The sequence below is a fragment of the Prevotella sp. AM42-24 genome, from assembly GCF_003461825.1.
Taxonomy (GTDB): Bacteria; Bacteroidota; Bacteroidia; order Bacteroidales; family Bacteroidaceae; genus Prevotella; species Prevotella hominis.
Map to the genome: position 1 here is coordinate 1 of NZ_QTXV01000024.1, position 26,076 is coordinate 26,076.

Annotated in this window: 20 protein-coding genes; 12 read left to right on the forward strand and 8 right to left on the reverse strand. The window is 46.2% G+C overall.

The features are described from left to right. Positions 1-70: 70 nt before the first annotated feature. The 3 genes from uvrC to mnmG all read right to left on the reverse strand — a co-directional run bounded on the left by uvrC (position 71) and on the right by mnmG (position 4,895). Positions 71-1,918 carry an excinuclease ABC subunit UvrC gene (gene uvrC / locus DW917_RS08700; protein ID WP_118117864.1) on the reverse strand — a complete coding sequence of 616 codons (1,848 nt, stop codon included), beginning with the start codon at positions 1,916-1,918 and terminating at the stop codon, positions 71-73. A gap of 234 nt (positions 1,919-2,152) precedes the next feature. Beyond that, positions 2,153-2,683, reverse strand: coding sequence for an adenine phosphoribosyltransferase (locus DW917_RS08705; RefSeq protein WP_118117866.1), 531 nt, complete (start codon positions 2,681-2,683; stop codon positions 2,153-2,155). A gap of 340 nt (positions 2,684-3,023) precedes the next feature. Then, positions 3,024-4,895, reverse strand: a complete 1,872-nt coding sequence (gene mnmG, locus DW917_RS08710) for a tRNA uridine-5-carboxymethylaminomethyl(34) synthesis enzyme MnmG (protein WP_118117868.1) — start codon at positions 4,893-4,895, stop codon at positions 3,024-3,026. A 225-nt stretch (positions 4,896-5,120) separates the two neighbouring features. Here mnmG and DW917_RS08715 point away from each other — a divergent pair, with 225 nt between their 5' ends. The 7 genes from DW917_RS08715 to DW917_RS08745 all read left to right on the forward strand — a co-directional run bounded on the left by DW917_RS08715 (position 5,121) and on the right by DW917_RS08745 (position 15,513). Further along, positions 5,121-5,807: a fumarate reductase transmemBrane cytochrome b subunit gene (locus DW917_RS08715; RefSeq protein ID WP_022109994.1), complete on the forward strand. Its 687-nt coding sequence runs from the start codon at positions 5,121-5,123 to the stop codon at positions 5,805-5,807. Between the two features lie 32 nt (positions 5,808-5,839). Continuing rightward, complete coding sequence (locus tag DW917_RS08720) at positions 5,840-7,822, forward strand: fumarate reductase/succinate dehydrogenase flavoprotein subunit (RefSeq protein WP_118117870.1); 1,983 nt, start codon at positions 5,840-5,842, stop codon at positions 7,820-7,822. 15 nt (positions 7,823-7,837) lie between these two features. Further along, positions 7,838-8,596, forward strand: coding sequence for a succinate dehydrogenase/fumarate reductase iron-sulfur subunit (locus DW917_RS08725; protein ID WP_118117872.1), 759 nt, complete (start codon positions 7,838-7,840; stop codon positions 8,594-8,596). 266 nt (positions 8,597-8,862) lie between these two features. Beyond that, entirely contained in the window at positions 8,863-10,422 is a 1,560-nt protein-coding gene (locus DW917_RS08730; protein ID WP_233524685.1) for a class I SAM-dependent methyltransferase, read from the forward strand. Between the two features lie 106 nt (positions 10,423-10,528). Continuing rightward, the gene (locus DW917_RS08735; RefSeq protein ID WP_118117873.1) at positions 10,529-11,680 is read left to right on the forward strand and encodes an N-acetyltransferase; all 1,152 of its coding nucleotides are present in this window, start codon (positions 10,529-10,531) and stop codon (positions 11,678-11,680) included. Between the two features lie 159 nt (positions 11,681-11,839). Next, the gene (locus DW917_RS08740; protein ID WP_370453525.1) at positions 11,840-13,729 is read left to right on the forward strand and encodes a DNA topoisomerase IV subunit B; all 1,890 of its coding nucleotides are present in this window, start codon (positions 11,840-11,842) and stop codon (positions 13,727-13,729) included. 200 nt (positions 13,730-13,929) lie between these two features. Then, a complete protein-coding gene (locus DW917_RS08745; protein ID WP_118117877.1) occupies positions 13,930-15,513 on the forward strand; it encodes a S41 family peptidase in 1,584 nt (527 codons plus the stop codon). 471 nt (positions 15,514-15,984) lie between these two features. On the opposite strand, the gene DW917_RS08755 is transcribed toward DW917_RS08745, so the two are convergent. Further along, the gene (locus DW917_RS08755; RefSeq protein WP_022111301.1) at positions 15,985-16,956 is read right to left on the reverse strand and encodes a bile acid:sodium symporter family protein; all 972 of its coding nucleotides are present in this window, start codon (positions 16,954-16,956) and stop codon (positions 15,985-15,987) included. A 293-nt stretch (positions 16,957-17,249) separates the two neighbouring features. On the opposite strand from DW917_RS08755, the gene ruvB reads away from it, so the two are divergent. From ruvB to ybeY, 3 genes are all read left to right on the forward strand, one after another. Continuing rightward, positions 17,250-18,284, forward strand: coding sequence for a Holliday junction branch migration DNA helicase RuvB (gene ruvB, locus DW917_RS08760; protein WP_022111302.1), 1,035 nt, complete (start codon positions 17,250-17,252; stop codon positions 18,282-18,284). 1 nt (position 18,285) lies between these two features. Then, on the forward strand, positions 18,286-18,774 hold the full coding sequence (coaD, locus tag DW917_RS08765) for a pantetheine-phosphate adenylyltransferase (protein ID WP_118117881.1): 489 nt from the start codon (positions 18,286-18,288) through the stop codon (positions 18,772-18,774). Positions 18,775-18,900: 126 nt separating this feature from the next. Continuing rightward, positions 18,901-19,335: an rRNA maturation RNase YbeY gene (gene ybeY / locus DW917_RS08770; protein ID WP_006848933.1), complete on the forward strand. Its 435-nt coding sequence runs from the start codon at positions 18,901-18,903 to the stop codon at positions 19,333-19,335. Positions 19,336-19,523: 188 nt separating this feature from the next. Here the strand turns inward: ybeY and dusB are convergent, their stop codons facing one another. The 4 genes from dusB to DW917_RS08790 all read right to left on the reverse strand — a co-directional run bounded on the left by dusB (position 19,524) and on the right by DW917_RS08790 (position 23,555). Then, complete coding sequence (gene dusB, locus DW917_RS08775; RefSeq protein ID WP_118117883.1) at positions 19,524-20,513, reverse strand: tRNA dihydrouridine synthase DusB; 990 nt, start codon at positions 20,511-20,513, stop codon at positions 19,524-19,526. 54 nt (positions 20,514-20,567) lie between these two features. After that, positions 20,568-21,695 (reverse strand): DNA-processing protein DprA, encoded by a 1,128-nt coding sequence (gene dprA, locus DW917_RS08780; RefSeq protein ID WP_118117885.1) that lies wholly within the window; start codon positions 21,693-21,695, stop codon positions 20,568-20,570. A gap of 110 nt (positions 21,696-21,805) precedes the next feature. Beyond that, positions 21,806-23,101 (reverse strand): DUF2851 family protein, encoded by a 1,296-nt coding sequence (locus DW917_RS08785; protein ID WP_118117887.1) that lies wholly within the window; start codon positions 23,099-23,101, stop codon positions 21,806-21,808. A 52-nt stretch (positions 23,102-23,153) separates the two neighbouring features. Then, positions 23,154-23,555, reverse strand: a complete 402-nt coding sequence (locus DW917_RS08790; protein ID WP_022111308.1) for a thioesterase family protein — start codon at positions 23,553-23,555, stop codon at positions 23,154-23,156. A 199-nt stretch (positions 23,556-23,754) separates the two neighbouring features. Between DW917_RS08790 and dapB the strand changes: the two genes are divergently transcribed. After that, complete coding sequence (dapB, locus tag DW917_RS08795) at positions 23,755-24,516, forward strand: 4-hydroxy-tetrahydrodipicolinate reductase (protein ID WP_022111309.1); 762 nt, start codon at positions 23,755-23,757, stop codon at positions 24,514-24,516. Positions 24,517-24,622: 106 nt separating this feature from the next. Further along, the gene (lepB, locus tag DW917_RS08800; RefSeq protein WP_118117888.1) at positions 24,623-26,071 is read left to right on the forward strand and encodes a signal peptidase I; all 1,449 of its coding nucleotides are present in this window, start codon (positions 24,623-24,625) and stop codon (positions 26,069-26,071) included. Positions 26,072-26,076: the final 5 nt, after the last annotated feature.

Consider the following 26,076-nt stretch of genomic DNA (forward strand, 5'->3'; position numbering starts at 1 on the left):
AGCTGCTTAGCCATTATCTCAAATTTTAACGAACTATTGTATAATGATTTCAGATGCAAATATACGATATTTATTTGATATTCTTGTCTTTTTCTGTGAAATATTTCACAAGTATTTCCGCTTTATGTGGTCCGAGTACTTCTGTCAGGGTTTCTATACTTGCTTCCTTGACCTTTTTTACGCTTTTAAACTTGCTCAGAAGCGCTTCTTTAGCCTTTGGACCAATGCCTTTGATGTCGTCCAATTCTGAGTGTAAAGCGTGCTTAGAACGCTTATCTCTATGGAAGGAAATGGCATATCGATGTACTTCGTCCTGTATCTGAGTCAAAACCTTGAAAAGCTCACTTTCAGGTGGAAGAGCTATGGTTTTGGGCGGGAAACCGTAGAGCAATTCATTGGTGCGGTGGCGGTCGTCTTTGGCAAGACCTGCAATAGGGATGTCCAAGTGTAATTCGTCTGCTATAACTGCATGAACTACGTCCATCTGACCTTTACCTCCATCCGTAATAATGAGGTCGGGTAAGGGTGTTCCTTCGTCCATCATACGGCTATATCGACGTCTCACGACCTCTTGCATGGAGGCATAATCGTCGGGTCCTACAACCGTTTTTATATTGTATTTCCTGTAGTCTTTTCTGGAAGGTTTCATACCTTTATATACGATGCAGCCAGCCACCGCGTCTGTACCGGAAATGTTGGAGTTATCAAAGCATTCTATCTGATATGGCAACTTCGGAAGCTTTAATTTCGCCTGTAACTCCTTCATCAAACGGGTTTGTTTCTGTTCAGGATTAAGCTTTTCTGCCTGCTTTAGACGGTCGAACTTATACTGCTTGCAGTTCATCTCAGAGAGTTCCAGAAGGTGCTTCTTGTCGCCTCTCTGTGGTACGAAAAATGAAGCATCTTTTAGCTTCCATTCCATCTCGAAAGGAACGATAATCTCTTTTGCGGTGGAATGAAAACGCTCCCTGATTTCTGGAATAGCTGTAATCAAGAGTTCCTCGTCGCTTTCTTCCAGTTTGCGTTTATATTCATAGGTAAAGCTCTGGTTGATAGTTCCATTCTTTACATGAATATAGTTGATAAAGGCATTCTTGTTGGAGTCATCATTCACGATGGTGAAGACATCTACGTCTGTAATTGTGTGGCTCACGACCTCGCTTTTGGCCTCAAATTCATCCAAGAGTTGATACTTTTTCTTGTATTCTTCAGCTATTTCAAACTTCAGAAGTTCTGCGTTTTTCATCATCATATCATATAGATATTTGCTCACTTCTCTTGTATTTCCTTTAAGAATTTCGCGAGCTTGGCGCATATTCTCCTGGTATTCTTCGTAGCTTTGTTTGTTGATACATGGCGCACCGCAATTGTGAATATGGTACTCCAGACATGGCTTATATTTACCGACAGCTACGCCTTCTTTAGTAATAGGAAAGCGGCAAGTTCTTGGCTTGTAAAGCTTCTTGATGACCTCCAGAACGGCGTACATGCTGCCAATATGGGGGTATGGCCCAAAGAAAGTCCCCACCTTTTTATTGATATGGCGAGTCTTGAAAATGCGAGGAAAATACTCGTTTGTCACACATATAGAAGGATATGTTTTGCCGTCTTTCAGCAAAACATTATATCTGGGATTATACTTTTTTATAAGGCTATTTTCAAGCAAAAGTGCATCTTCTTCCGTATTGACAACCGTATATGAAATGTCGAAAATCTTAGAAACGAGTACTTTTGTTTTGTATCTATCTACTTCTTTGTGGAAGTATGAAGATACGCGTCTTTTCAGATTCTTGGCCTTTCCTACGTATATAATCGTATGGTTTTCATCATAATATTGATAGCTGCCAGGCTTCTCAGGCATGCTCAATACAATATTCTTAAGTCTTGTGAGTCTTTCCTCATTTTCCTGCTTGGTCATATTCCAATACCTTTATTTATAGGAGTTTAATTGAGTCCTGTTTCACGTGAAACGAATGAGCGCGTCAAACGTACAGTGAAGTGTTCTATAAAACATACTATTAAATATGATGCCAAACCTATATAATGAAACTATGATAAAGGGCGTTTTTTTGTGTTTCAAAACAGTATTTATGCGTACTGAAACATTAAAAAAGCATTCTTCGCTTCTTTATATAGGCTTGGCATAAGGAGACTATAATTGAAGAAGAGTTGAAACTTCAACGTCTTCATCAAAGATCTTGCGGCCGATGAAATTCTCGTTTACCAACTCGATAATGAAGTTTGCGTAAACCTTTTTAGGATGGAATTTCTTAACCAGATCGCATGCAGCTTTCATGGTTCCGCCAGTGGCAAGTAAGTCGTCATGGAGTAGGACAACATCGTTTTCATTGATCGCATCTTCATGGATTTCGATGGTGTCCATACCATATTCTTTAGCATAGCTTTCCTGTACGGTTTTGCAAGGGAGTTTTCCAGGTTTGCGGCAAAGAACAACACCTGCGCCAAGTCTGATAGCTAATGCGGAAGACATAACGAATCCACGTGATTCTATGCCAACAATCTTGGTTATACCTTTATCTTTATACAATTCATACATCTCATCGCTAATTTCTTTTAGCGAAGCAGGGTTCTTGAAAAGGGTAGTAACATCACGGAAATTAACACCCTTAATTGGCCAATCTGGTATGCAACGCAGATTGTCTAATAATAGCTGATTGTTCATAGTTCTGTACTTCTTAATTATATGTTTTATTCTTTTGATTATATGTTTTTTTTTACGTACTTATTTTAATGCTTTTTCTTTCGGATCATATCATTATTTTTAATGCTCTTTTGCTCTCTTTGCTTGAAGGCGAACTTGAGATATTATCGAAAAGCCATAGCGTTTTATGTCTCTTTTTCGGTGTATCTTTAAGTAGTGTTTCACGTGAGATTAAAGTTTTTCTTTAACCATAAAACACTTGATGAAAGCAATCTTAATTGACTGAAAATCAAAAGCTTTACTTTGTTTGTGTTCCACGTGAAACATTTTAAAAAGATAGAGAGCGTAGAGTTGCGTGAAACTATCTTCCGAGTAAAATGAGCAGGACGTTGATGTCGCTTGGAGACACACCTGGAATTCTACTTGCCTGAGCAAGAGTTTCAGGATTGATATGCTCCAATTTCTGTCGGCCCTCTGTGGATATTTCGTTAAGCTCTGCATAGTTGAATCGGCCTTTGATTTTGATATTCTCCAGTCGGTGCATTTTGTCTGCAATGAGACGTTCTCTTTCGATGTAGCCCTTGTACTTCATTTTGATTTCTGCAGCCTCCGAAATTTCTTTCTGTCGGTTGGCTGGAGATTCCATTACTTCTTTTAATTCAGGAATAATTTCTGAAAGGTTTTGAAGATTGAGATGTGGACGTGCCACGAGATCGATCAGTTTGCATCCTGCGCGAAGTGGAGTGGTGCCCAGTGCTTCCAGTTTTGGATTGATCTTATCCTTTTTGATTGGGTAGCTCTCACAGAAGTTGATGATTCTTTCGATATTCTCTTTCTTCTCTTGCCACCAGTCATAACGGTCTCGTTTTGCAATTCCCAGTTCGTAAGCTCTCTCTGTCAGTCGGGCGTCTGCATCATCCTGTCGGAGGAGAATTCTGTATTCAGCTCTGGAGGTGAACATTCTGTATGGCTCATCCACGCCTTTTGTTGTGAGGTCATCGATAAGAACGCCGATATAACTTTCGTCTCTTTGCATTTCAAATGTCTTGTCTCCCACACAATGGAGCGCAGCATTGATTCCAGCAACAGTACCTTGACCGCCGGCTTCTTCGTATCCTGTCGTTCCATTTACCTGGCCTGCGAAGAAAAGACCTTTTATGATTTTTGATTCCAACGAATGCTTGAGTTGTGTTGGGTCGAAGTAATCGTACTCAATAGCATAACCCGGTCTGTAAATCTTGGCATCTCTTAAAGCTGGAATTTCATGAAGGGCTTTTAACTGTATGTCCATTGGCATACTGGATGAAAAACCGTTCAGGTACATTTCATTGGTATCTTCACCCTCTGGTTCCAAAAATAGCGGATGCTGTTCCTTGTCTGGGAAAGTGACGAGCTTTGTTTCAATGCTCGGACAGTATCTTGGACCAGTACTTTGAATCTGACCATTATATAAAGGAGAATCAGAAAGTCCGCTTTTCAGGATTTCATGCACGTTCTTGTTGGTGTAGCAGGTCCAGCACGGAAGCTGTTTGAGTACCCGATGCTCGCCCATATACGAAAACTGGTGGAAATCATTATCACCAGGTTGTTCTTCCATATCCTCGAAGTGAACGCTTCTCTTGTCGATACGAACAGGAGTTCCTGTTTTCATTCTTGCGGCTGTGATTCCCCATCGGGTGATGCTTTCCGTAAAATGGTGTACTGCAGGTTCTGCACATCTGCCACCTTCTACCATTTTTCTTCCTACATGCATCAGGCCGTTCAGGAAAGTGCCTGCAGTAATGATGATGCTCTTGGCATGGAACTCAGCACCCCAGATGGTACGTACACCTATTGCTTCTCCGTTTTCGACTAAGAGTTCGTCAGCCTGATCTTGCCAAATTTCAAGATTGTCGGTGCGGTCGAGGATGCTTCTCCATTCCCAGATGAACTTTCCTCGGTCGCATTGAGCACGGGGACTCCATACGGCAGGTCCTTTACCTATATTTAACATACGGAACTGGATGGCGGTCTTGTCGGTTACGATTCCCATTTGTCCACCTAAGGCATCAATCTCCCTTACAATCTGTCCTTTTGCAATACCACCGATGGCAGGGTTGCAACTCATCTGTCCAATCTTGTTCATGTCCATTGTTATCAGGCAGGTCTTAGCCCCCATGTTGGCAGAGGCTGCAGCAGCCTCACATCCGGCATGTCCGCCGCCGATAACAAGTACGTCATAATTGAATGTCATAATCTATACTTTTTCTAATTTTCGGCAAAAGTAAGAATTTAAATTGAAATTTTAGCAAAAATACTTTGATAAATCACGAATTTATAGTAATTTTGCAGCAAATTTATGCAATTATACTTAGAAATGAGGATTGTGATTCCCCATGATCTATGTTTTGCAGGTGATAGATAGATGTAGAATAATAATTTAGTTTCAAACAGTTAAATATTTTAAAATCAATCATTTATGTGGTTAATCAATTCATCTATTGGTAGAAAGGTAGTGATGTCAGTAACTGGTATTGCACTTATTCTATTCTTGACATTCCACGGTTGCATGAATGTGGTTGCGCTTTTCTCCGGAGAGGCTTACAACACAATCTGCGAGTTGTTGGGTGCTAACTGGTACGCCGTAGTTGCAACCTTGGGTTTGGCAGCTTTGGCAGTTTGTCACATCGTTTACGCTTTCATCCTGACAGCACAGAACCGTCGTGCTCGTGGTAACCAGCGTTACGAGGTAACAGCAAAGCCAGAGAAGGTAGAGTGGGCAAGTCAGAACATGTTGGTTCTCGGTATCATCATCGTTCTCGGTCTTTTGCTTCACTTGTTCAACTTCTGGTACAACATGATGTTTGCAGAGCTTTTGGGTACAAGCTTCGGTCACAGCCCAGCAGACGGCTTCGCTTTCATTCAGGACACCTTCGCTAACCCTGTGTTCGTAGTTCTCTACATCATCTGGTTGGTAGCTCTTTGGTTCCACCTCACTCACGGTTTCTGGAGTGCTATTCAGACTCTCGGTTGGAACGGTAAGACTTGGTTCTGCCGTTGGAAGACTATTGGTATGATTTACTCTACCATCCTGCTTCTCCTCTTCATCGTTGTCGTTTTGGCATTCGCTTTCGGTTGTGCTCCATCTTTGTGCTGTGCAGCTTAATTCATGTAATCATTTAAGTATTAAAAAAGATTATGGCAAAAACATTAAATTCTAGAATACCTGAAGGACCAGTTGCTGAGAAATGGACCAACTATAAGGCTCACCAGCGTTTGGTTAATCCAAAGAATAAGTTAAAGCTCGACATTATCGTTGTAGGTACAGGTTTGGCAGGTGCTTCTGCAGCTGCTTCTCTCGGCGAGATGGGCTTCAATATCTTGAACTTCTGCATCCAGGACTCTCCACGTCGTGCTCACTCTATTGCAGCACAGGGTGGTATCAATGCAGCTAAGAATTATCAGAATGATGGTGACTCTGTTTACCGTTTGTTCTACGATACAGTAAAGGGTGGTGACTACCGTGCTCGTGAGGCTAACGTTTACCGTTTGGCTGAGGTGAGCAACGACATCATCGACCAGTGTGTAGCTCAGGGTGTTCCTTTCGCTCGTGAGTATGGTGGTATGTTGGCTAACCGTTCTTTCGGTGGTGCTCAGGTATCTCGTACATTCTATGCTAAGGGTCAGACTGGTCAGCAGCTCCTCCTCGGTGCTTACTCTTCTTTGAGCCGCATGGTTGAGGCAGGTAAGGTAAAGCTCTTCACTCGTTACGAGATGGAGGATGTAGTTATCATTGATGGTCACGCTCGTGGTATCATCGCCAAGAATTTGATTACAGGTGAGTTGGAGCGTTTCTCTGCCAACGCCGTAGTTATCGCTACTGGTGGTTATGGTAACGCTTACTTCCTCTCTACAAACGCTATGGGTTGTAACTGTACAGCAGCTATCCAGTGCTACCGCAAGGGTGCTGACTTCGCTAACCCATCTTACGTTCAGATTCACCCAACATGTATCCCTGTTCACGGTACAAACCAGAGTAAGTTGACTTTGATGTCAGAGTCACTCCGTAACGATGGTCGTATCTGGGTTCCTAAGAAGATTGAGGATGCTAAGGCATTGCAGGCAGGTACAAAGAAGGGTTCTGATATTCCTGAGGAAGACCGCGACTACTACTTGGAGCGCCGTTACCCTGCATTCGGTAACCTGGTTCCTCGTGACGTGGCTTCTCGTGCAGCTAAGGAGCGTTGCGACAAGGGCTTCGGTGTAAACAACACAGGTCTTGCCGTATTCCTCGACTTCTCTGAGTCTATCAACCGTCTCGGTATCGACGTTATCCTGCAGCGTTATGGCAACCTCTTCGATATGTATGAGGAGATTACCGACGTTAACCCAGGTGAGTTGGCTAACGAAATCAACGGCGTGAAGTACTATAACCCAATGATGATCTTCCCTGCTATCCACTATACAATGGGTGGTATCTGGGTTGACTACGAGTTGATGACCACTATCCCAGGTCTCTTCGCTATTGGTGAGTGTAACTTCTCTGACCACGGTGCTAACCGTCTTGGTGCTTCTGCTTTGATGCAGGGTTTGGCTGATGGTTACTTCGTATTGCCATACACTATCCAGAATTACTTGGCAGACCAGGCATTGTGGCCAAAGCTCTCTACCGATCTCCCAGAGTTCGCAGAGGCAGAGGCTGGTGTTCAGAAGGAAATCGACCGTTTGATGGGTATTCAGGGCAAGCGCTCTGTAGATTCTATCCACAAGGAGTTGGGGCACATCCTTTGGGAGCACGTAGGTATGGGTCGTACCAAGGAAGGTCTTGAGGAAGGCTTGAAGAAGATGAAGGCTCTCCGTGAGGAATTCAACAAGAACCTCTTCATTCCAGGTAAGAAGGAAGGCTTGAACGTAGAGTTGGATAAGGCTATCCACTTGCGTGACTTCATCTTGATGGGCGAGTTGATCGCTTACGACGCATTGCACCGTAACGAGAGCTGTGGTGGTCACTTCCGTGAGGAGTACCAGACAGAGGAAGGCGAGGCTAAGCGTGATGATGAGAACTTCTTCTACGTAGGTTGCTGGGAGTATCAGGGCAATGATACAACTGCTCCAGTGCTCAACAAGGAACCTCTCGAGTATGAGGCAATTAAGGTACAGACAAGAAATTACAAGAATTAAAAAGCGAACAAGACAATGGCAAGAAATATAAGTTTCACAGTTAAGTATTGGAAGCAGGACGGTCCTAATGCACAGGGTCACTTCGATACACATGAGATGAAGAACATCCCAGATGACACCTCATTCCTTGAGATGCTCGACATCTTGAACGAGGAGCTCATCGAGTCAGGTCAGGAGCCTTTCGTCTTCGACCATGACTGCCGCGAGGGTATCTGCGGTATGTGCTCTCTTTATATTAATGGTACACCACATGGTAAGACAGAGCGTGGTGCTACAACATGTCAGCTCTACATGCGTCGTTTCAACGATGGTGACGTAATCACCGTTGAGCCTTGGCGTTCTGCAGGTTTCCCTATCATCAAGGACTGTATGGTTGACCGTTCAGCATTCGACAAGATCATCCAGGCAGGTGGTTACACCAGCATTCGTACAGGTCAGGCTCAGGATGCTAATGCTATCCTGATTCCTAAGGAGAATGCAGACGAGGCAATGGATTGCGCTACATGTATCGGTTGCGGTGCTTGTGTTGCTGCATGTAAGAATGGTTCTGCTATGCTCTTCGTCAGCTCAAAGGTTAGCCAGTTGGCACTTCTCCCACAGGGTCGTGTAGAGGCTGCTGCCCGTGCTAAGAAGATGATTGCACGTATGGACGAGCTCGGATTCGGTAACTGTACAAACACTCGTGCTTGCGAGGCAGTTTGTCCTAAGAACGAGTCTATCGCTAACATCGCCCGCTTGAACCGTGAGTTCTTGAAGGCAAAGTTGGCTGACTAATATCGTAATCAAGGATTTCTCTGCATCTTTTTCGGAGGCAGGAAGTCTTCTCTATACTTTTATTCTTTGTTTTGAAAGGGTAATTGGCTGAGAACCAAAGATTTAGGTGAGTAAAAGGATGTTTTACCTTTTACTCACCTTTATTTTTGATAGGTTTGGAATATGCTTTTTAAGAGGATAAAAACAGACAGATATTCTCTTAAAAATTTTGTAGAGTCATCAGAATATCGTATTTTTGCGCTTCAAAGCAAAGAATAAGTAACGAAATGACAAATCATTCAACAGAAATAATGAATCAAGCCACTCAAGATTTTATTCGCCAGCATCAGGATGAAGATGTCCGCCAGTTGGCTTTTCTTGGAAGCAAGTATCCGGAAGTAAATATGCCTTTCGCACTCGACCAGATTCGTGGGCGAAAGATGGCGCATGTCAAGTTGCCACGTTGGGCAAGTATTGAGGGCATTATCTATCCTCCTCATATCTCAATGGAGCAATGTTCGTCAGAGCAGACAGCTCTTTATAAGGCAGAATTGGCGGCAAGATTGCTCGGTTTGTCAGTTTCTTCTTCTGAAAACGAAAAAGAGTGCGACAAAGCCTCTAATTCTCATTTTTCCAAAATTTGCGAATTTGCGAGCGAAGGGGCAGTTGATTCAGAATTCGCCAAAAATGAAGATACTTGCAAAAAGCAACAGATATTAACGGAATGTGATGCGAATGTTAATGAGATTAAACAAGAACCGAATGAGGAAGATTTTTCTGAAGAAATCGGGTTTGTAGATCTGACCGGTGGCTTTGGAGTAGACTTCTCTTACATCGCTTCCCGATTGGGCATGAAGTCGATGTATGTGGAGCGTCAGGCTCATCTTTGTGAGGCTGCGAAGGAAAACTTCGAGCGATTGGGTTTGAAGAATGTCAGCGTGAAGAATGGAGACGGAATAGAGGTGCTGCATTCTTTTCACTCTAAGAAGAATGCTGCATCAGATTCTTTAGGCATAACTGAAGAGCAGTCTCAGTCATTACTTAAGACCAACCTTGGTCTTAAGCTGATCTTCATCGATCCTGCCCGTAGAGACGATGCTGGCAATAAGGTTGTATCTTTGAAAGACTGCACGCCTGATGTTACCGTTTTGCAGGAAGAGATGCTTTCGAAGGCAGATTACGTCATTATCAAACTCTCCCCGATGCTCGACTGGCACCGTGCAGTGAGCGAATTGAGCCACGTAAGAGAGGTTCATATTGTTTCTGTGAACAATGAGTGCAAGGAGTTGCTTTTGGTGCTTTCTGCGCGAAATATGGGCATGAATATGGTTTCAGGAACAGATTTAGGGGCAAAATATGACGAAAATCTCCGAATCTTTTGCATCAACGACTCCCAATCCTTTGTTTGTGACGAGACAGAAATGGTTTCTTCTGCCGTGAAAATAGCTTCTCCTGATAGAATAACCTCTCCAGCCCTTGATGAGATGCCGTATCTCTACGAACCGAATGCCTCGCTGATGAAAGCCGGTTGTTTTGGTGTTCTTTCCGAGCGATATGATGCAAAGATGCTTTCCAAGAACAGTCATCTCTTCGTAAGTGAGGATCCTGTCGAGGCTTTTCCAGGCAGGGCGTTCCGCATTGTCGCCGTTTCCTCCTTTAATAAAAAGGAATTGAAACGCCAACTCTCCGGCATTACGAAAGCGAACATCGCCACCCGCAATTTCCCCCTTTCCGTGGCAGAATTGCGCAAGCGCCTGAAACTGAAAGATGGTGGAGAAACCTATATCTTTGCCACCACTTTGAGCGATGAGAGCCATGTGCTGGTGATTTGTGAAAGGGGGATTTAGTAAGTGCTAATCCCTAAAAAACTGCAAAAAAAATAGCAATATTTGGTCGTTTGGCGAAATATTGCTATTTTTGCATGTTTAAAATAACAAACTAGTTTGAATTATCATGTCATTAATAGAAATTAAGAGGGTCGAGAGTAAGAAGGACTTGAAGACGTTCATCGACTTCCATTACGACCTATACGAGGGCAATCCGTATGATGCGCCCAATCTTTTCAGCGACGACATGAACACACTTAGCAAAGATCGCAATGCCGCTTTCGAGTTTTGCGAGGCAGAGTATTTCCTTGCTTATAAAGAGGGCAAGGTAGTGGGACGTGTCGCTGCTATTATCAACCATAAGGCCAATAAGCGTTGGGACCGTAAGTCCGTGCGCTTCGGGTGGATTGATTTCATCGACGACCGTGAGGTTTCCAAGGCTCTCTTCGATGCTGTAGAGAAATATGGCAAGGAGAAGGGAATGGAAGATATTGTAGGTCCGCTTGGTTTTACGGATATGGATCCAGAAGGTATGCTTACCTGGGGCTTTGACCAGCTCGGCACCATGCCTACCATCTACAATTATTCATATTATCCGGAGCACGTAGAGGCTTTGGAGGGTTTTACCGTAGATAATAAGTACGTAGAGTATAAGCTGATAGTGCCAGATACCATCCCGGAGAAATATGCCAAGATAGCGGCGATGATAGAGAAAAGATACAATCTCCATGCCCGTAAGATTACCCGAAAGGATATTTATCAGGGCGGATACGGACAGAAGATTTTCGACCTCATCAATGATACTTACAAGCATCTCTATGGCTATTCTGAACTCTCGCAGAAGCAGATAGACCAGTACATCAAGATGTATCTGGCTTTGCTCGATCTGAACTTTGTGACTGCCATCGAGGATTGGACTACAGAGGATCATAAGATGATAGGAATCGGTATTACGATGCCTTCTCTTACCAAAGCCTTGCAGAAATGCCATAGGGGCAGACTGTTTCCTTTCGGTTGGTGGCATCTGCTGCGTGCCATCAAGTTCCATAAGACCAAGATCGTTGACCTCCTGCTCATCGGTATCCAGCCGGAATACCGTGCCAAGGGTGCCAATGCGCTGCTTTTTGCCGACCTGATTCCTATCTATCAGAAATATGGAATCGAGTGGGGAGAAACACAGGTGGAAATGGAAGACAATGTTGCTGTGCAGGGACAATGGGGCGTCTTAGACCCAATCCTTCACAAGCGCCGCAACTGCTATATTAAGAAAATCAAGTAAATAGCAACTGTTCGTATAAAATAAAATCAGAATTACAAGGAGGAATTTATGCCTGAAGATAAAAACTTGAATGAAAAGGGTGCTGCTGAAGAACTGGCAAATACCCCTCAGGAGCAACCTGTAGAATATACAGATGACAATATCCGCCATTTGAGCGATATGGAGCATGTGCGTACCCGTCCGGGTATGTACATCGGTCGTCTGGGCGATGGTAACTTGCCTGAGGATGGTATTTATGTGCTCTTGAAGGAGGTGGTCGATAACTCCATCGATGAGTTTAAGATGGGGGCTGGAGCACGTCTGGAAATCGATATAGAGGACAATCTGCGTGTCAGCGTCCGCGACTATGGCCGTGGTATTCCGCAGGGAAAGCTCGTTGAGGCTGTCAGCGTGCTGAATACCGGTGGTAAGTACGATAGCAAGGCGTTCAAGAAGAGTGTCGGTCTGAACGGTGTCGGTGTGAAAGCGGTCAATGCCCTCAGTTCCCATTTCGAGGTGAAGTCATTCCGCGACGGCAAGGTGCGCCATCTTATTTTCGAACGTGGTAATCTCCTGAAAGACAAGACTTCCAAGACGGAGGATGAAAATGGTACTTTCATCTTTTTTGAACCAGACAATACGCTCTTCAAGAACTACAGTTTCCATGATGACATCGTGGAGACGATGCTCCGCAACTATACTTATCTGAATACAGGTCTCACCATCATGCACAATGGTCGCCGTATCCTCAGCCGTCATGGTCTGCAGGACCTTTTGAGCGACAATATGACCAATGAGGGTCTCTATGATATTGTCCACATGAAGGGTGAGGATATTGAGATAGCCTTTACCCATACCAATCAGTATGGCGAGGAATACTATTCCTTCGTCAATGGTCAGCATACTACCCAGGGAGGTACTCATCAGAGTGCTTTCAAGGAGCATATTGCCAAGACCATCAAGGAGTTCTACGGCAAGTATGAGTATGGCGACATCCGCAACGGACTGGTGGCGGCTATTGCCATCAATGTAGAGGAACCTGTCTTTGAAAGTCAGACGAAAATCAAGCTCGGAAGTACGACGATGACTCCGAATGGTGGGGAAACCATCAATAAATATGTGGGTGATTTCCTGAAGAAGGAAGTGGACAACTATCTTCATATCCATAAGGATGTGGCTGAAATCCTGGAAAACAAGATCAAGGAGAGCGAGCGTGAGCGCAAGGCGATGGCTGGTGTGACCAAGTTGGCACGTGAGCGCGCCAAGAAGGCCAACCTTCACAACCGTAAACTCCGTGACTGCCGCATCCACTTCAGCGATGCGAAGAACGACCGTAAGGAGGAGAGTTCCATCTTCATTACTGAGGGAGATTCTGCGAGCGGAAGCATCACCAAGAGTCGTGATGTAAATACCCAGGCGGTTTTCTCTCTGCGTGGTAAGCCACTGAATTGCTTCGGACTGACCAAGAAGGTGGTGTATGAGAATGAGGAATTCAACCTCCTGCAGGCTGCGCTTGATATAGAGGATGGTTTGGATTCATTGCGCTACAACAAGGTGATTGTGGCCACGGATGCCGATGTCGATGGAATGCACATCCGCCTGCTCATCATCACGTTTTTCCTACAGTTTTTCCCAGACCTCATCAAGAAGGGCCATGTTTATGTATTGCAGACCCCATTATTCCGTGTGCGCAACAAGCGTACCAAGATCAAGAATAAGCAGGCAGTGGCTGATGCCGATGCCAAGTTGGGACCCAAGGAGAAGAAGGGCGATTTCATTACCCACTATTGTTATAGTGACGAAGAGCGCCAGCAGGCTATCCGTGAACTCGGACCAGACCCGGAAATCACCCGATTCAAGGGTCTCGGCGAGATTTCTCCAGAGGAGTTTGCTCATTTCATAGGTTCTGATATGCGTTTGGAGCAGGTTACGCTGCATAAGAACGACCAGGTTCAGAAGCTTCTGGAATACTATATGGGAAAGAATACCATGGAGCGCCAGAACTTCATCATCGACAATCTGGTGATTGAGGAGGATATTCCAGAGGAAGATTCTGAACCGATGGATTGAGTTAAGTGAAGAGTGAATGAAGTGAAGAGAGAATGAAGTGAAGAGTGAAGAATTCAAGTGCTTTCGTGGGAAACTATTGAAATAGGAAACCATAGAAAATGGGAAACATTGAAATGGGGAACTATAGAAAATAGAACTGTTAACTGTTGACTGTTGACTCTTGAAGGATTTCTCTCTTTCATAAAGCTTAAGATTTAGAAATGAAGAAATATCTGTTTATTGCATTAGCGGCATTCTTGGCAGTAACTTCTGTCAGTGCCCAGTTGCGCGTGAAAATGGGCAAGAATAGCCCGATAGAGAAGTTGGGGAGGGCTGAAATTGCCATTGCCAATCTCTATGTGGATAGTGTGGATGAGAATAAACTGGTAGAGGACGCCATCCGGGGAATGCTCGAAAAGCTGGATCCTCATTCTTCCTATACCACTGCCAAGGAAACCCAGTCAATGCACGAGTCTCTGAATGGCTCTTTTGATGGTATCGGCGTGCAGTTTAATATGGTAGATGATACGCTCCTGGTCATCCAGCCGGTTACCAATGGTCCTTCCGAGAAGGTGGGCATTATCGCCGGCGACCGTATTGTGGCGGTAAATGATACTGCCATTGCGGGCGTCAAGATGAGTAAGGAGGAAATCATGAAACGGCTCCGTGGTCCTAAGGGTACGATTGTAAACCTTACCATTGTGCGTCGCGGCATCAAGGATAAGCTTACCTTCAAGGTGAAACGTGATAAGATTCCTGTTACCACGATGGATGCAGCCTATATGATTCGTCCGGGCATCGGTTATATTCGTCTGGGAAGTTTCGGAATGACGAGTCACAAGGAGGTTTCCGAGGCGATGGATTCCCTGAAGAAGAAGGGCATGAAAGACCTTATCTTCGACCTGGAGGATAATGGGGGAGGTTATCTGCAGACTGCGGCAAAGATAGCTAATGAGTTCCTGGAGAAGGGTGATCTGATTGTCTATACCAATGGTCGCAGGGCTCCCCGTCAGGAGTTCCGTGCTGAGGCCAATGGTCGCTGGCGCAAGGGCAAGATTGTTGTCCTCACTAATGAGTTTACGGCTTCTGCGGCAGAAATCGTTTCCGGTGCTATACAGGATCAGGACCGAGGTGTAGTGGTGGGTCGCCGAACCTTTGGCAAGGGACTGGTGCAGCGTCCGCTTACCTTCGAAGATGGCAGTGAAATCCGTCTCACCATTGCCCATTACTATACGCCAAGCGGCAGATGCATTCAGAAACCTTATAAGAAGGGCGACCGCGAGGATTATGCGATGGATCTTGACAAGCGATACAAGCATGGTGAGTTTACCAATCAGGACAGCATTCATCTGTCCGACTCTCTGAAGTATTATACCCTGCGCAAGCATCGTGTGGTTTATGGCGGCGGTGGCATTATGCCTGATTATTTCGTGCCGCTTGACACGACCAAATACACCAAATTGCATCGTCAGTTGTCGGCTAAGAGCATTGTCATCAATCACAGTCTGAAGTTCATCGATGCTCATCGCAAGGAGTTGAAAGCCCAGTTCAAGGACTTTAATAAGTTTATGAAGACCTATCAGGTTCCTCAGTCGCTTGTGGATGAGATCATCGAGGATGGCAAGAAAGAGAAAATAGAGGCGAAGGACGAGGCTGAATTGGCTCAGACGAAGAAATACTTAGCTATTCAGTTGAAAGCCCTTGTAGCGCGCGATATTTGGGATATGAGTCAATATTTCCAGGTATGGAATGAGACGAACGAGATTGTTCTGCGTGCAGTTCAATTGCTGCAAACCGGAAAATAAATCAAATCAGCTCATGTGAAATTGTTTTAGTTTCACATGAGCTGTTCTTGTTTAAACTCAAGAAAGAAGTATTATGAGCGTTATAAAGAGTGTTTTTATATTTCTTGTTTATGACTTCTTGTCATCAGCAGGAAATGTCTCAATTGTCAAAAGTGGACGAACTTTTGAATAAAGGACAGTTTGAACATGCTGACATGTTACTTAGGAAAGCAGAGAAAGAGTCCCTAAATTCAGAAGCTCTGAGAGCATATTTTTCTTTTTTGTTTTATTTAGTTTTCTGGAATGATTTAATCTCTGAAGAAGCCTCCAGCAAAGAATGATCTGATCTTTATAGAAAACTCCAGTAAAGATTCAGGAGAAGCCTCCAGTAAAGGATGAATTAATCTTTATGGAAGCCTCCAGTAAGGAATCTTTGGAAGAAAGCTCCAGCAGAGGATAATGAATCTCTATGAGAATGGAATGGGAAAGGAATTAGTCCTTCCCATGCATGTGATCCCATTTCAGATAGATTCCTGCGAGAATCGTGCCGGAAATACTGTGCCAGGCACAACTGATGGCGCAAGGCAATACGGCCAAAGGCTGGGCGGCAAAGAAATTGCCGGCAAGCACCGTGGCAAGACCAGCGTTTTGCATTCCCACCTCAATACTGATGGTACGCTTCTTGGCTGTATTGAATCCGGCACATTTGCCTGCCAGCCAACCCAGAAGATAACCCAAGGTATTGTGGCAGAAAACCACCGCAAAAGTCCAGAGGAAAAGCATCAAGCCACGGGCTACGAGATCATCGTGAACCGTAGAAATCACACCGCCTACGATAATGGCCAGACAGGTTACACTGATACCCGGCATGAGGCTCTGGATGGTAGGGAAGTATTCTTTCTTGCCATATACGTAATTGAGGGCGCAGCCGATGGCTACAGGAATAATCGTGACGATGAGGATGTTGATGAACATTCCCACTGCATCTACATGGATAATCTCGCCAGCCGTAATCTTCATCAGCAGCGGAGTCATTACTGGAGCCAGAATGGTAGAGGCGCAGGTCATTCCTACGGAGAAGGCCACGTCGCCATGACAGAGATAACTCATGATGTTGCTCGATACGCCGCCCGGACAACAACCTACCAGCAGAATGCCGAGCGCCAGCGCAGGGTCAAGATGCCATACATGAACCAGCGTGTAGGCCACACCAGGCATGATGATAAATTGGGCACAGGCACCGATGAAAACATCGAGCGGACGCTGAGCCAGAATCTTGAAATCATTGGTGGTCAGGGTGAGACCCATCGTGAGCATGATAATGCCGAGAATGACGGTTTGGGTTGTTCCGCGCACCCAGTCGAAGGTATGTGGGAAGAAGAATGTAAATACAGCTACACCTATTACAAAAATAGATGTATAATTGGCCAGCCAGCGGCTGAGTCCTTGAAATAACTTAAGCATAATTCTATTTCTTTTAAAATCCTATATTTCTCTCTCGTTTATGATCTCTCATTGCTTCCTCTCTTTCAAATTCGGGTGCAAAATTACAGATTTCTTCTAATATGACAAAATATTATTGGAAATAATTGCGATTTATAAGCATTTAATGTGTCTATCCTTTCGTTTTCGCACAAAAGGCTTGCAAGTGAGCAATGAAAAAAGTATTCCTCCTATTCTCACTTTTTGGTTTATTTATTTTGTCTTTCCCCTAAATACTTGTATCTTTGCACCATAATTATCGATAATTACAAAGAATGAACGAAGATTTTGACATAAGAAATGAGTCGGTTACGCCTGCCGAGAAGGAATTCGAGAAGGCACTGCGACCACTGAAGTTCTCTGACTTCAGCGGACAGAGCGGTGTGGTGGACAATCTCGAAATCTTTGTTGAGGCTGCCAAATACCGTGGCGAACCGCTCGATCATACGCTCCTGCACGGTCCTCCAGGACTGGGTAAGACTACTTTGAGCAACATCATCGCCAATGAACTGGGTGTGGGATTCAAGATTACCTCAGGTCCTGTGCTCGACAAGCCGGGCGATTTGGCCGGCATCCTGACTTCCCTGGAGCCGAATGATGTGCTTTTCATCGATGAAATCCACCGTCTCTCGCCAGTTGTAGAGGAGTATCTCTATTCGGCGATGGAGGATTACCGCATCGACATCATGATAGACAAGGGACCTTCGGCAAGAAGCATCCAGATAGATCTGAACCCTTTCACGCTGGTGGGCGCTACTACCAGAAGCGGACTGCTCACAGCCCCTCTCCGTGCCCGTTTCGGCATCAATCTCCATCTGGAGTATTATGATCCGGAGACGCTGCAGAAGATTATCCGGAGAAGTGCAATGCTCCTGAAAGTGCCTATCGAGGATGCGGCTGCGGTGGAAATCTCCCGCCGTTCGCGCGGAACGCCTCGTATTGCCAATTCGCTCTTGCGCCGCGTGAGAGATTTCGCCCAGGTGAAGGGTAACGGAACCATCACTTACGACATTGCGCAAATGGCGCTCAAGGCGCTGAACATCGACCAGTACGGTCTGGACGAGATAGACAACAAGATTCTCACCACCATCATCGACAAGTTCCGTGGCGGACCAGTGGGCGTGGGCACCATAGCCACAGCCATCGGCGAGGATGCGGGCACGGTAGAGGAAGTGTATGAGCCTTTCCTCATCATGGAGGGTTTTATCAAGCGCACTTCGCGTGGTAGAATGGCTACGAAACTTGCCTACGACCATCTGGGCAGAAACCCTTATGCAGGGAATGTGATGCAGGGAGACTTATTTGAGTAATATGAGAATAGGAATATTTACGGGTACATTCGACCCATTTACGATAGGACATCAGAACATTGCGGAGCGTGCTCTGCCGATGTTTGATAAGCTTGTGATTGCCGTGGCGATGAGCAAGCTGAAGCATGCTAACGAGGAGATAGAGAAGCGTGTGGAGGACATCAAGGCTGTTTTCCCGAAGGAATGTGCAGAACTGGTGGATGCTGGTGATGCTTCTAAGGGATTCCGGTTGGAGGTGGTTTCCTACGATGACCTTACCATCGACCTGGCGCATCGTCTGGGAGCCAAGTTCTTAGTGAGAGGCGTAAGAAGCGCCAAGGATTTCGAGTATGAGCGTGAGCAGGCTGACATCAACAAGCAGTTGGGCGGTGTAGAGACCATCCTGCTATTCTCTGATCCTCGCTACAGCAGCATCAGTTCTACGCTCGTCAGGGAGTTGAGATTCTTCGGAAGAGAAGTGGATGAATTCCTGCCTAAGGCGAAAGTGTGACAGGAATGAAGCACCTACTAACTTCATCGTATGAATCGAGAAGTGACGTGCAATCCTTGGAGAAATAAAGAATGAAGGAATAACAAAACAATTAAGAAATAACAGATAAAAATAGGAGGAAAAAGTATGATTACATACAATGTAGATGGCGTGAAAATGCCAAAGATCAAGAAGCGCGACACCAGTGCCTGGATTCGCAAGGTAGCTGCATCTCATGGCCGCAAGGTAGGAGAGATAGGCTATATGTTTGTAGATGACGAGAAGATTCTCGAAGTGAATAATGAGTATCTGGGGCATGATTACTATACCGATGTCATTACCTTCGATTATGATGAGGATGATGTGATTAACGGTGACATCGTGATTTCGCTGGATACCGTCCGCACCAATGCCGAGCAGTTTGGCAAGACCTATGATGATGAGCTTCACCGTGTCATCATCCATGGCATTCTGCACCTCTGTGGCATTAATGACAAGGGCCCTGGAGAGCGTGAAATCATGGAGGAGAATGAGAATAAGGCGCTCGCCCTGCTCGAGGGTGCTTCGATATTGAAGAAGTAAAGCCCTTCTATCATTTGAGGAAGTTAGGTTTCTTCATTTTCCCAGTAGAAGTATAGAAAAAACAACTGTTAACTGTTGACTGTTGACAGTGAACTAATAAAAAAAAAGGGAGATTCCAAAGCTGATGGTTGGAATCTCCCTTTATTTATTTTATGGTTCGGCGGATTTGCAATCTGCCGTAAACAAGTCTATATTTGTATTGCCTTGATTCTCTCCCGGCATTCCTTCAGGATTTCCTTCAGTTCATCCTCCTTGTTGGCCCTAAGCATGGCGATGCGGGTCTGCTTGAAGTCAGGGATTCCCTTGAAGATAGGGGAGGCGGCCAGATGGCGACGGGTGTGGAGAATGCCTCGGTACTCGTCGATGCGCTCGATATTGATGCGGAGCTGCTCTTCCAGAAGGTCGATTTTTTCATCCACGGTCAGTGGGGCGGCACCGGTATTGTCGAGATAATCACGGATTTCCTTGAAAATCCAAGGCCTTCCGAAGGTGGCGCGACCAATCATCACAGCATCTACACCATAGCGGTCGAAGGCAAGCTTAGCTTCTTCCGGGGTCGTAATATCGCCGTTGCCGATGATTGGGATATGAATGTGGGGATTGTTCTTCACCTCTCCGATGAGGCTCCAGTCGGCTTCTCCCGTGTACATCTGGCTACGGGTTCTGCCGTGGATGGTGAGTGCCTGGATTCCGCAGTCCTGCAGCTGCTCAGCCAGGTCGGTAATGATGAGGTTGTCATTATCCCAACCCAGTCGGGTTTTTACGGTTACAGGCACATTGACTGCTTTCACCACTTCTCTTGTAATATCCAGCATCAGAGGAATATTGCGGAGCATACCAGCTCCAGCGCCCTTTCCAGCCACTTTCTTGACAGGGCAACCGAAGTTGATGTCAATCACGTCCGGATGAGCCTGTTCTACTATCTTTGCAGCTTCCACCATATCCTCGGTGGTGCGGCCGTAAATCTGAATACCCACAGGGCGTTCCTCATCGCTTATCGTAAGCTTGCTGACGGTGCTCTTGATGCTTCTCACCAAAGCTTCTGCCGATACGAACTCAGTATAAACCATGGCTGCTCCGAATCGCTTGCAGAGCATGCGAAAGCCAATATCCGTTACGTCTTCCATCGGAGCGAGGAAGAGGGGCTGCGAGCCAAATTCTATATTTCCTATTTTCATCTTATTCTTTTTTGCGGCTGCAAAGTTACATCTTTTTTCTGATATTACCAAAATTCACTTCAGCAGATGATACATTCCTCCTGCCAATGTCCTGATGAGTCCTTTCATCTCCAATGTGAAGAGGAGGGCGGCGAGGCGGCTGATGTCAATGCCGCTCTGCACGGAAATCATGTTGATTTGGAGGTCGTTGTTTCTTGACAGAACATCCACGATGGATTGTTCTTCCGGCGAAAGGTCGGGAAAGAGACTGCGCTCAATGCCCTGCTGCTTGGCTCGCATCAGCTTGGCGTCATCCTGCCAACCCATATCCTTCACGAAGTCGGAGGCACTCGTAATCAGCATGGCACCATTCGAGCGGATGAGGTTGTTGCAGCCCTCGCTGTAAGCATCGCCTATCCTGCCAGGGAAGGCGAAGACATCTCGGTTGTAGGCTTGTGAGATTTCGCACGTGATGAGACCTCCTCCATGGGCGGCACTCTCTACCAGTATGCAGGCATCCGACATTCCTGCCACGATGCGGTTGCGGCGCACGAAGTTGATCTTGTCGGCGTTCGTCTGGGTCAGAAATTCCGTGAGCAGTCCGCCCTGTTCTATCATCCTTAGCGCCGTTTCTTTGTGGCGGTTGGGGTAGAGGTCGTCCAGTCCGTGAGCCAGTACGCCTACCGTCTCATACCCCTTGTCGAGCGCCTGTCGGTGGGCATTGATGTCCACTCCGTAGGCTAAGCCACTCACGATGAGAACCTGTGGACAGAGCTGCTTCAGTTCGGTGATGAATCGGCGGATGAGATCCTCGCCGTAAGGAGTGCAATGGCGGGTTCCCACGATATTGATGACGCGCTGCTGGTTCAGGTTGGCGTTGCCCTTGTAGAAGAGCATGAGCGGCGCATCGTCGCATTCCTTGAGTCGGCTGGGATAGCGTTCGTCGTTCATCGTGAGGGGTTCTATGCCGTAGCGCAGGTCATATTCCAGTTCCACTTCAGCCCTTTTTCTTGCCTCATCGCTATTCTGGATGGCGTTCACGAGTTTATCTGAAGCATCGGGCAGGATGTCACGGAGATTGTTTTTGTGCTCCATGATGAGCGTGGCGGAGCCCACCTTTCTATATAGTTCCAGCATTCCCGCAAGACTGAAGTAGTTGAGCCTTGTGAGGAGAATCGTATTTAAAATTTCTTGTTGATCCACGGTGTTGTTTTTGATTTATTGTTTGTAATTTAATAGTTAGGTTTGCACCTTTGAGAGCTAAGGGTTTTCACTACATGCTGTAGAATTCTTCATTCTTCGTTCTTCACTCTTCACTTTCTCTTCAGGTACTCATATCCTATCCTGCACCTCAGACATTCCTTCTTGTCGCAATATTCCTTTTTCAGTTGGATGAGGGCTTGCGAGTCTCCGGCGTTTTCCACCTCCAATCCGCATTGCTGCCACATTCTCACGATATGGTTGTTTTCAGCCTTCAGTTCCTCCAGGAATTCGAAAGCCCGGTCGCAGTACTTTTCCTCACCTCTGTGCCGTCCGTAGGCAAAGAGGATGGGAATGACGGTGTTGATGATGAGCAGGTTGAGCGAGAAAGGGGATATGTGCTTCTCGTTGCGTATGCTCTCGCTTCCGAAGGTGTAATGCGTCTCCCAGTAGGGTGTAACCGATGTTTTCAACACTCCGATGACCTCCTTCACGGTGGTGGCTTCGAGCAGATGGCTGAGACTTGCCTGGCGCCGGAAATAGAGGTTGGCCAGTTGGGAGATGCGGATGTGGGGGAAGTTCTGCGGGCGCAGTCTCAGAAAGCGCCAGAGCTTGTAGTCTATGGGCGCGAGCGAGAATTTATGTTGCAGATAGAGGTATTCATTCCTGAGTTTGGAGAAATATCCGTCGTTCAGTGCGTCTTTCTGATAGCGTTCGGGGATGGTTGACAGTTCGAGCAGTCCAGCCTGTCCTAAGAAGATGGCTTCTATCTGGAAGAGGTCGTCGCGGTGATGATCTACCGAGTGCAGGGGGATGGAGAGAGCCCATTGCTCGAAGGCTTCCCCGTTGATGCCGAATCCGTAGTTGCGGGCCAGGGTCACGAAGTATGCGTTTTCCCAGTCTCCGTTGCATTTCTTCACTCTCTCGGCAATAGCTTCTGTTTTCTGTGAGAGTCGCTCGGTTTGCAGGGCGCTCATCCAGGAGTGTACGGAGAGGCGGGTGAGGGCAGGGATAATCTGATAGCAGGGTGGATACTGGTCGATGGAGAGCAGTTCCTGATAGTGTCGGAGCACGTTTTCGGGGATGCTGAGCTGCATCTGCGTGAGGGGTTCTCCCTTGGAGTTGCGGGCTTCCAGGTCGATGATTCCGCAAACGTGGAGCACCACGTTGTCGTATCGCTCGTCCTTCTCGTGTCCGTGCAGATACCAGTCGCTCGCCTTGTCGTGTATTTCGATATTGCCCACCCAGAGCATTCCATCTATCTTGATTTTAGCATTGAAGAAATCGGGTCCCGCATTGCGGTTGTGCAGCCCTGGGTCGATGACTTCCACCTGCCGATGGTCGGTAGTATGGAGAGGAGAAAGTGGAAACAGCTTGTGTTTCCATACATAGTGAAGTAATTGCTCCATGATAGTTTTCTTTATTTGGTTTCAAAAGATTTGGTTTCAAAAGATTTGGTTTTTAAAGCCAGCGCTCGAAAGCCTTGTCGTAGTCTTCGCTATTACCCAATCTGCCATTGATGAGGCACACCAGTTCTACGGTAGCCTTGAGGCAGAGTTTCTCATCGTTAGCACGGAAGATGTCCTGATGGAAGATGTATCTTACGCCCTGCTTTTCCAGCCACAGGCGGGAGAGGAATTCATCGTCGCACTGCAGCGGCACCTTGTATTGCAGGTTCATGCGAGCCACTACTGCGTCCACGCCCTTATTGTGCATTTCTGCAAAGCTGAGTCCGCATTCCTTCAAGAAGAGATGGCGCGTATGTTCCATGTAGTGCAGATAGTTGGCATTGTTTACGATTCCCTCTATGTCGCACTCATAGTCGCGCACCTCCATTTTTGTTTCAAATATGTATTTGCTCATATCTTTTATTTTTTTTAAATTCTTTCAGAAGTAGGCTAAAATGTTTAGAATCATACGATTTTGCCCCAAATCACTGCAAAAATAAGCAAAATTTTCTATTTATTACTATAATAATGCGCTTTTTTCTACAAATAAATCGGTTTTTCCAAGATTTTTGATTATTTTTGCCGAAAGGAATAAACAAAAAAACAAGATAACAATGAAAATAGCTTTGATAGGCTACGGCAAGATGGGACACATGATCGAAGAGATCGCCTTGCAGCGTGGCCATGAAATCGTATGTAAGATTGACGTAAATAACCCTGAAGATATCGACAGCCCGGAGTTCTGCTCTGCGGATGTGGCTATCGAGTTTACCAACCCTACTGCCGCTTACGGCAACTATCTCAAGGCTTTCTCCCACAATGTAAAGGTGGTTTCGGGTTCTACCGGATGGATGAAAGACCATAAGGAAGACGTGGAGAAACTTTGCGCCGACGGTAAGCAGACCCTCTTCTGGGCCTCTAATTTCAGTATCGGTGTGGCTATCTTCTCTGCCGTCAACCGTTATCTGGCTAAGATCATGAACGGGTTCCCACAGTACTCTGTATGTATGCAGGAAACCCACCACGTACATAAGCTCGATGCTCCTTCTGGCACTGCCATCACCCTGGCAGAGGAAATCATCGACAATATCGACCGCAAGAAAGACTGGAAGCGCGGCGTGACTTACTGGACTGAGGACGGTCATCACGACGAGGGCGATCAGAACATCACTGATGAGGATTTGGTGATCAACTGCGTGCGCGATGGCGAGGTTCCTGGAATCCATGCCGTGATGTACGATTCTGATGCCGATATGATTACCATTGAGCACAGTGCTCATTCACGCAAGGGCTTCGCGCTCGGAGCTGTGCTTGCAGCTGAGTTCACAGCCAACCATTCCGGTCTGCTCACCACATCAGATCTCTTTAAGTTCTAAATGATAAACAGGTTCAGATTGGTTCTAAGGATGAAATTCTGATGGAATCTTTAAGCAGTTCCTAATAAAAACGTTCTGATCTGATAAGCAGAAAAAAGAGAAAAAAATGATAGATAAAGAGAAACAAAAACTGAATATGAAGGTGCAGTGGACGAAGTTTGCCATTGTGATAGTACTGTACCTTGCATTCCTCATCTGGTTGAAGAGTTGGCTGGGACTGATCGTCGTGCCATTCATCTTTGATGTGTATATTACCAAGAAGATACGCTGGCAGTGGTGGAAGGACTCCGAGGGTCCTGTACGCTTCATCATGAGCTGGGTAGATGCTCTGGTATTCGCCCTCGTGGCAGTGTATTTCATCAACCTGTTCTTCTTCCAGAACTATGTGATTCCGTCTTCATCTCTCGAGAAGAGCCTTCTCACGGGCGATTATCTCTTCGTGAGCAAGGTGAGCTACGGTCCACGTATTCCTCAGACTCCACTCACCATGCCTCTCACCCAGCACACCATGCCGCTGGTCAACGTGAAGAGCTACTGTGAATGGCCTCATTGGGATTATCGCCGCGTGAAGGGATTGGGCGATGTGAAGCTCAACGACATCGTGGTGTTCAATTATCCTGCGGGCGATACCTTGGTGAATGAAGAGCGCTATCAGGCACAGGATTACTACCAGATGGTGTATGGATTCGGCGAGCAGATTTTGGAGCAGAACGGACTTTCCAAGGACGTGAGACAGATGAATCCGCTGCAGCAGCGCCAGTATTTCGAGCAGGTTTACCAGGTGGGCAGAAGCTACATCGTGAGCAATCCGGGCGAATATGGCGACATCATCAGCCGACCTACCGACCGCCGCGAGAACTACGTGAAGCGCTGCGTTGGTTTGCCAGGACAGACCCTGCAGATCAAGAATCGCATCGTATATCTGGACGGCAAGGCCAACAAGGAGCCTGACAATGTGCAATATACCTACAAGATGAAGCTCAAGGGCGAGTTCCCGATGGATTTGGCAGACGAGTTGGGCATTACCAATGAAGACTTGCTGACCTACAACCAGTCGGGCGCTATTCCGCTTACCCGCAAGGCTTATCTCGCTCTGAAGGCCAATAAAAATCTGGTGGAGAGCATCTCCATCAATACCGATGCTACTTATGGCGACCTCTATCCGCTGAATGCCTATACGGGTTGGACGCGCGATAATTACGGTCCGGTATGGATTCCGAAGAAGGGCCAGTCTATCGCCCTCACGCTGAAGAATCTGCCTGTATATGAGCGTTGCATCAAGGTGTATGAGGGCAACGACCTGAAGGTGGACCGCCAGGGCCGCATCTTCATCAACGGCAAGCAGGCGAAGAGTTACACCTTCAAGCTCGACTATTACTGGATGATGGGCGATAACCGCCACAATTCAGCCGACTCCCGCTATTGGGGCTTTGTGCCTGAGGATCATGTGGTGGGCAAACCTATCTTCATCTGGTGGAGCCACAGTCCAGACCATCCGGGCTTCTCGGGTATTCGCTGGAACCGACTCTTCAAGTTTGTCGATAACATCAAGTAAGGTCG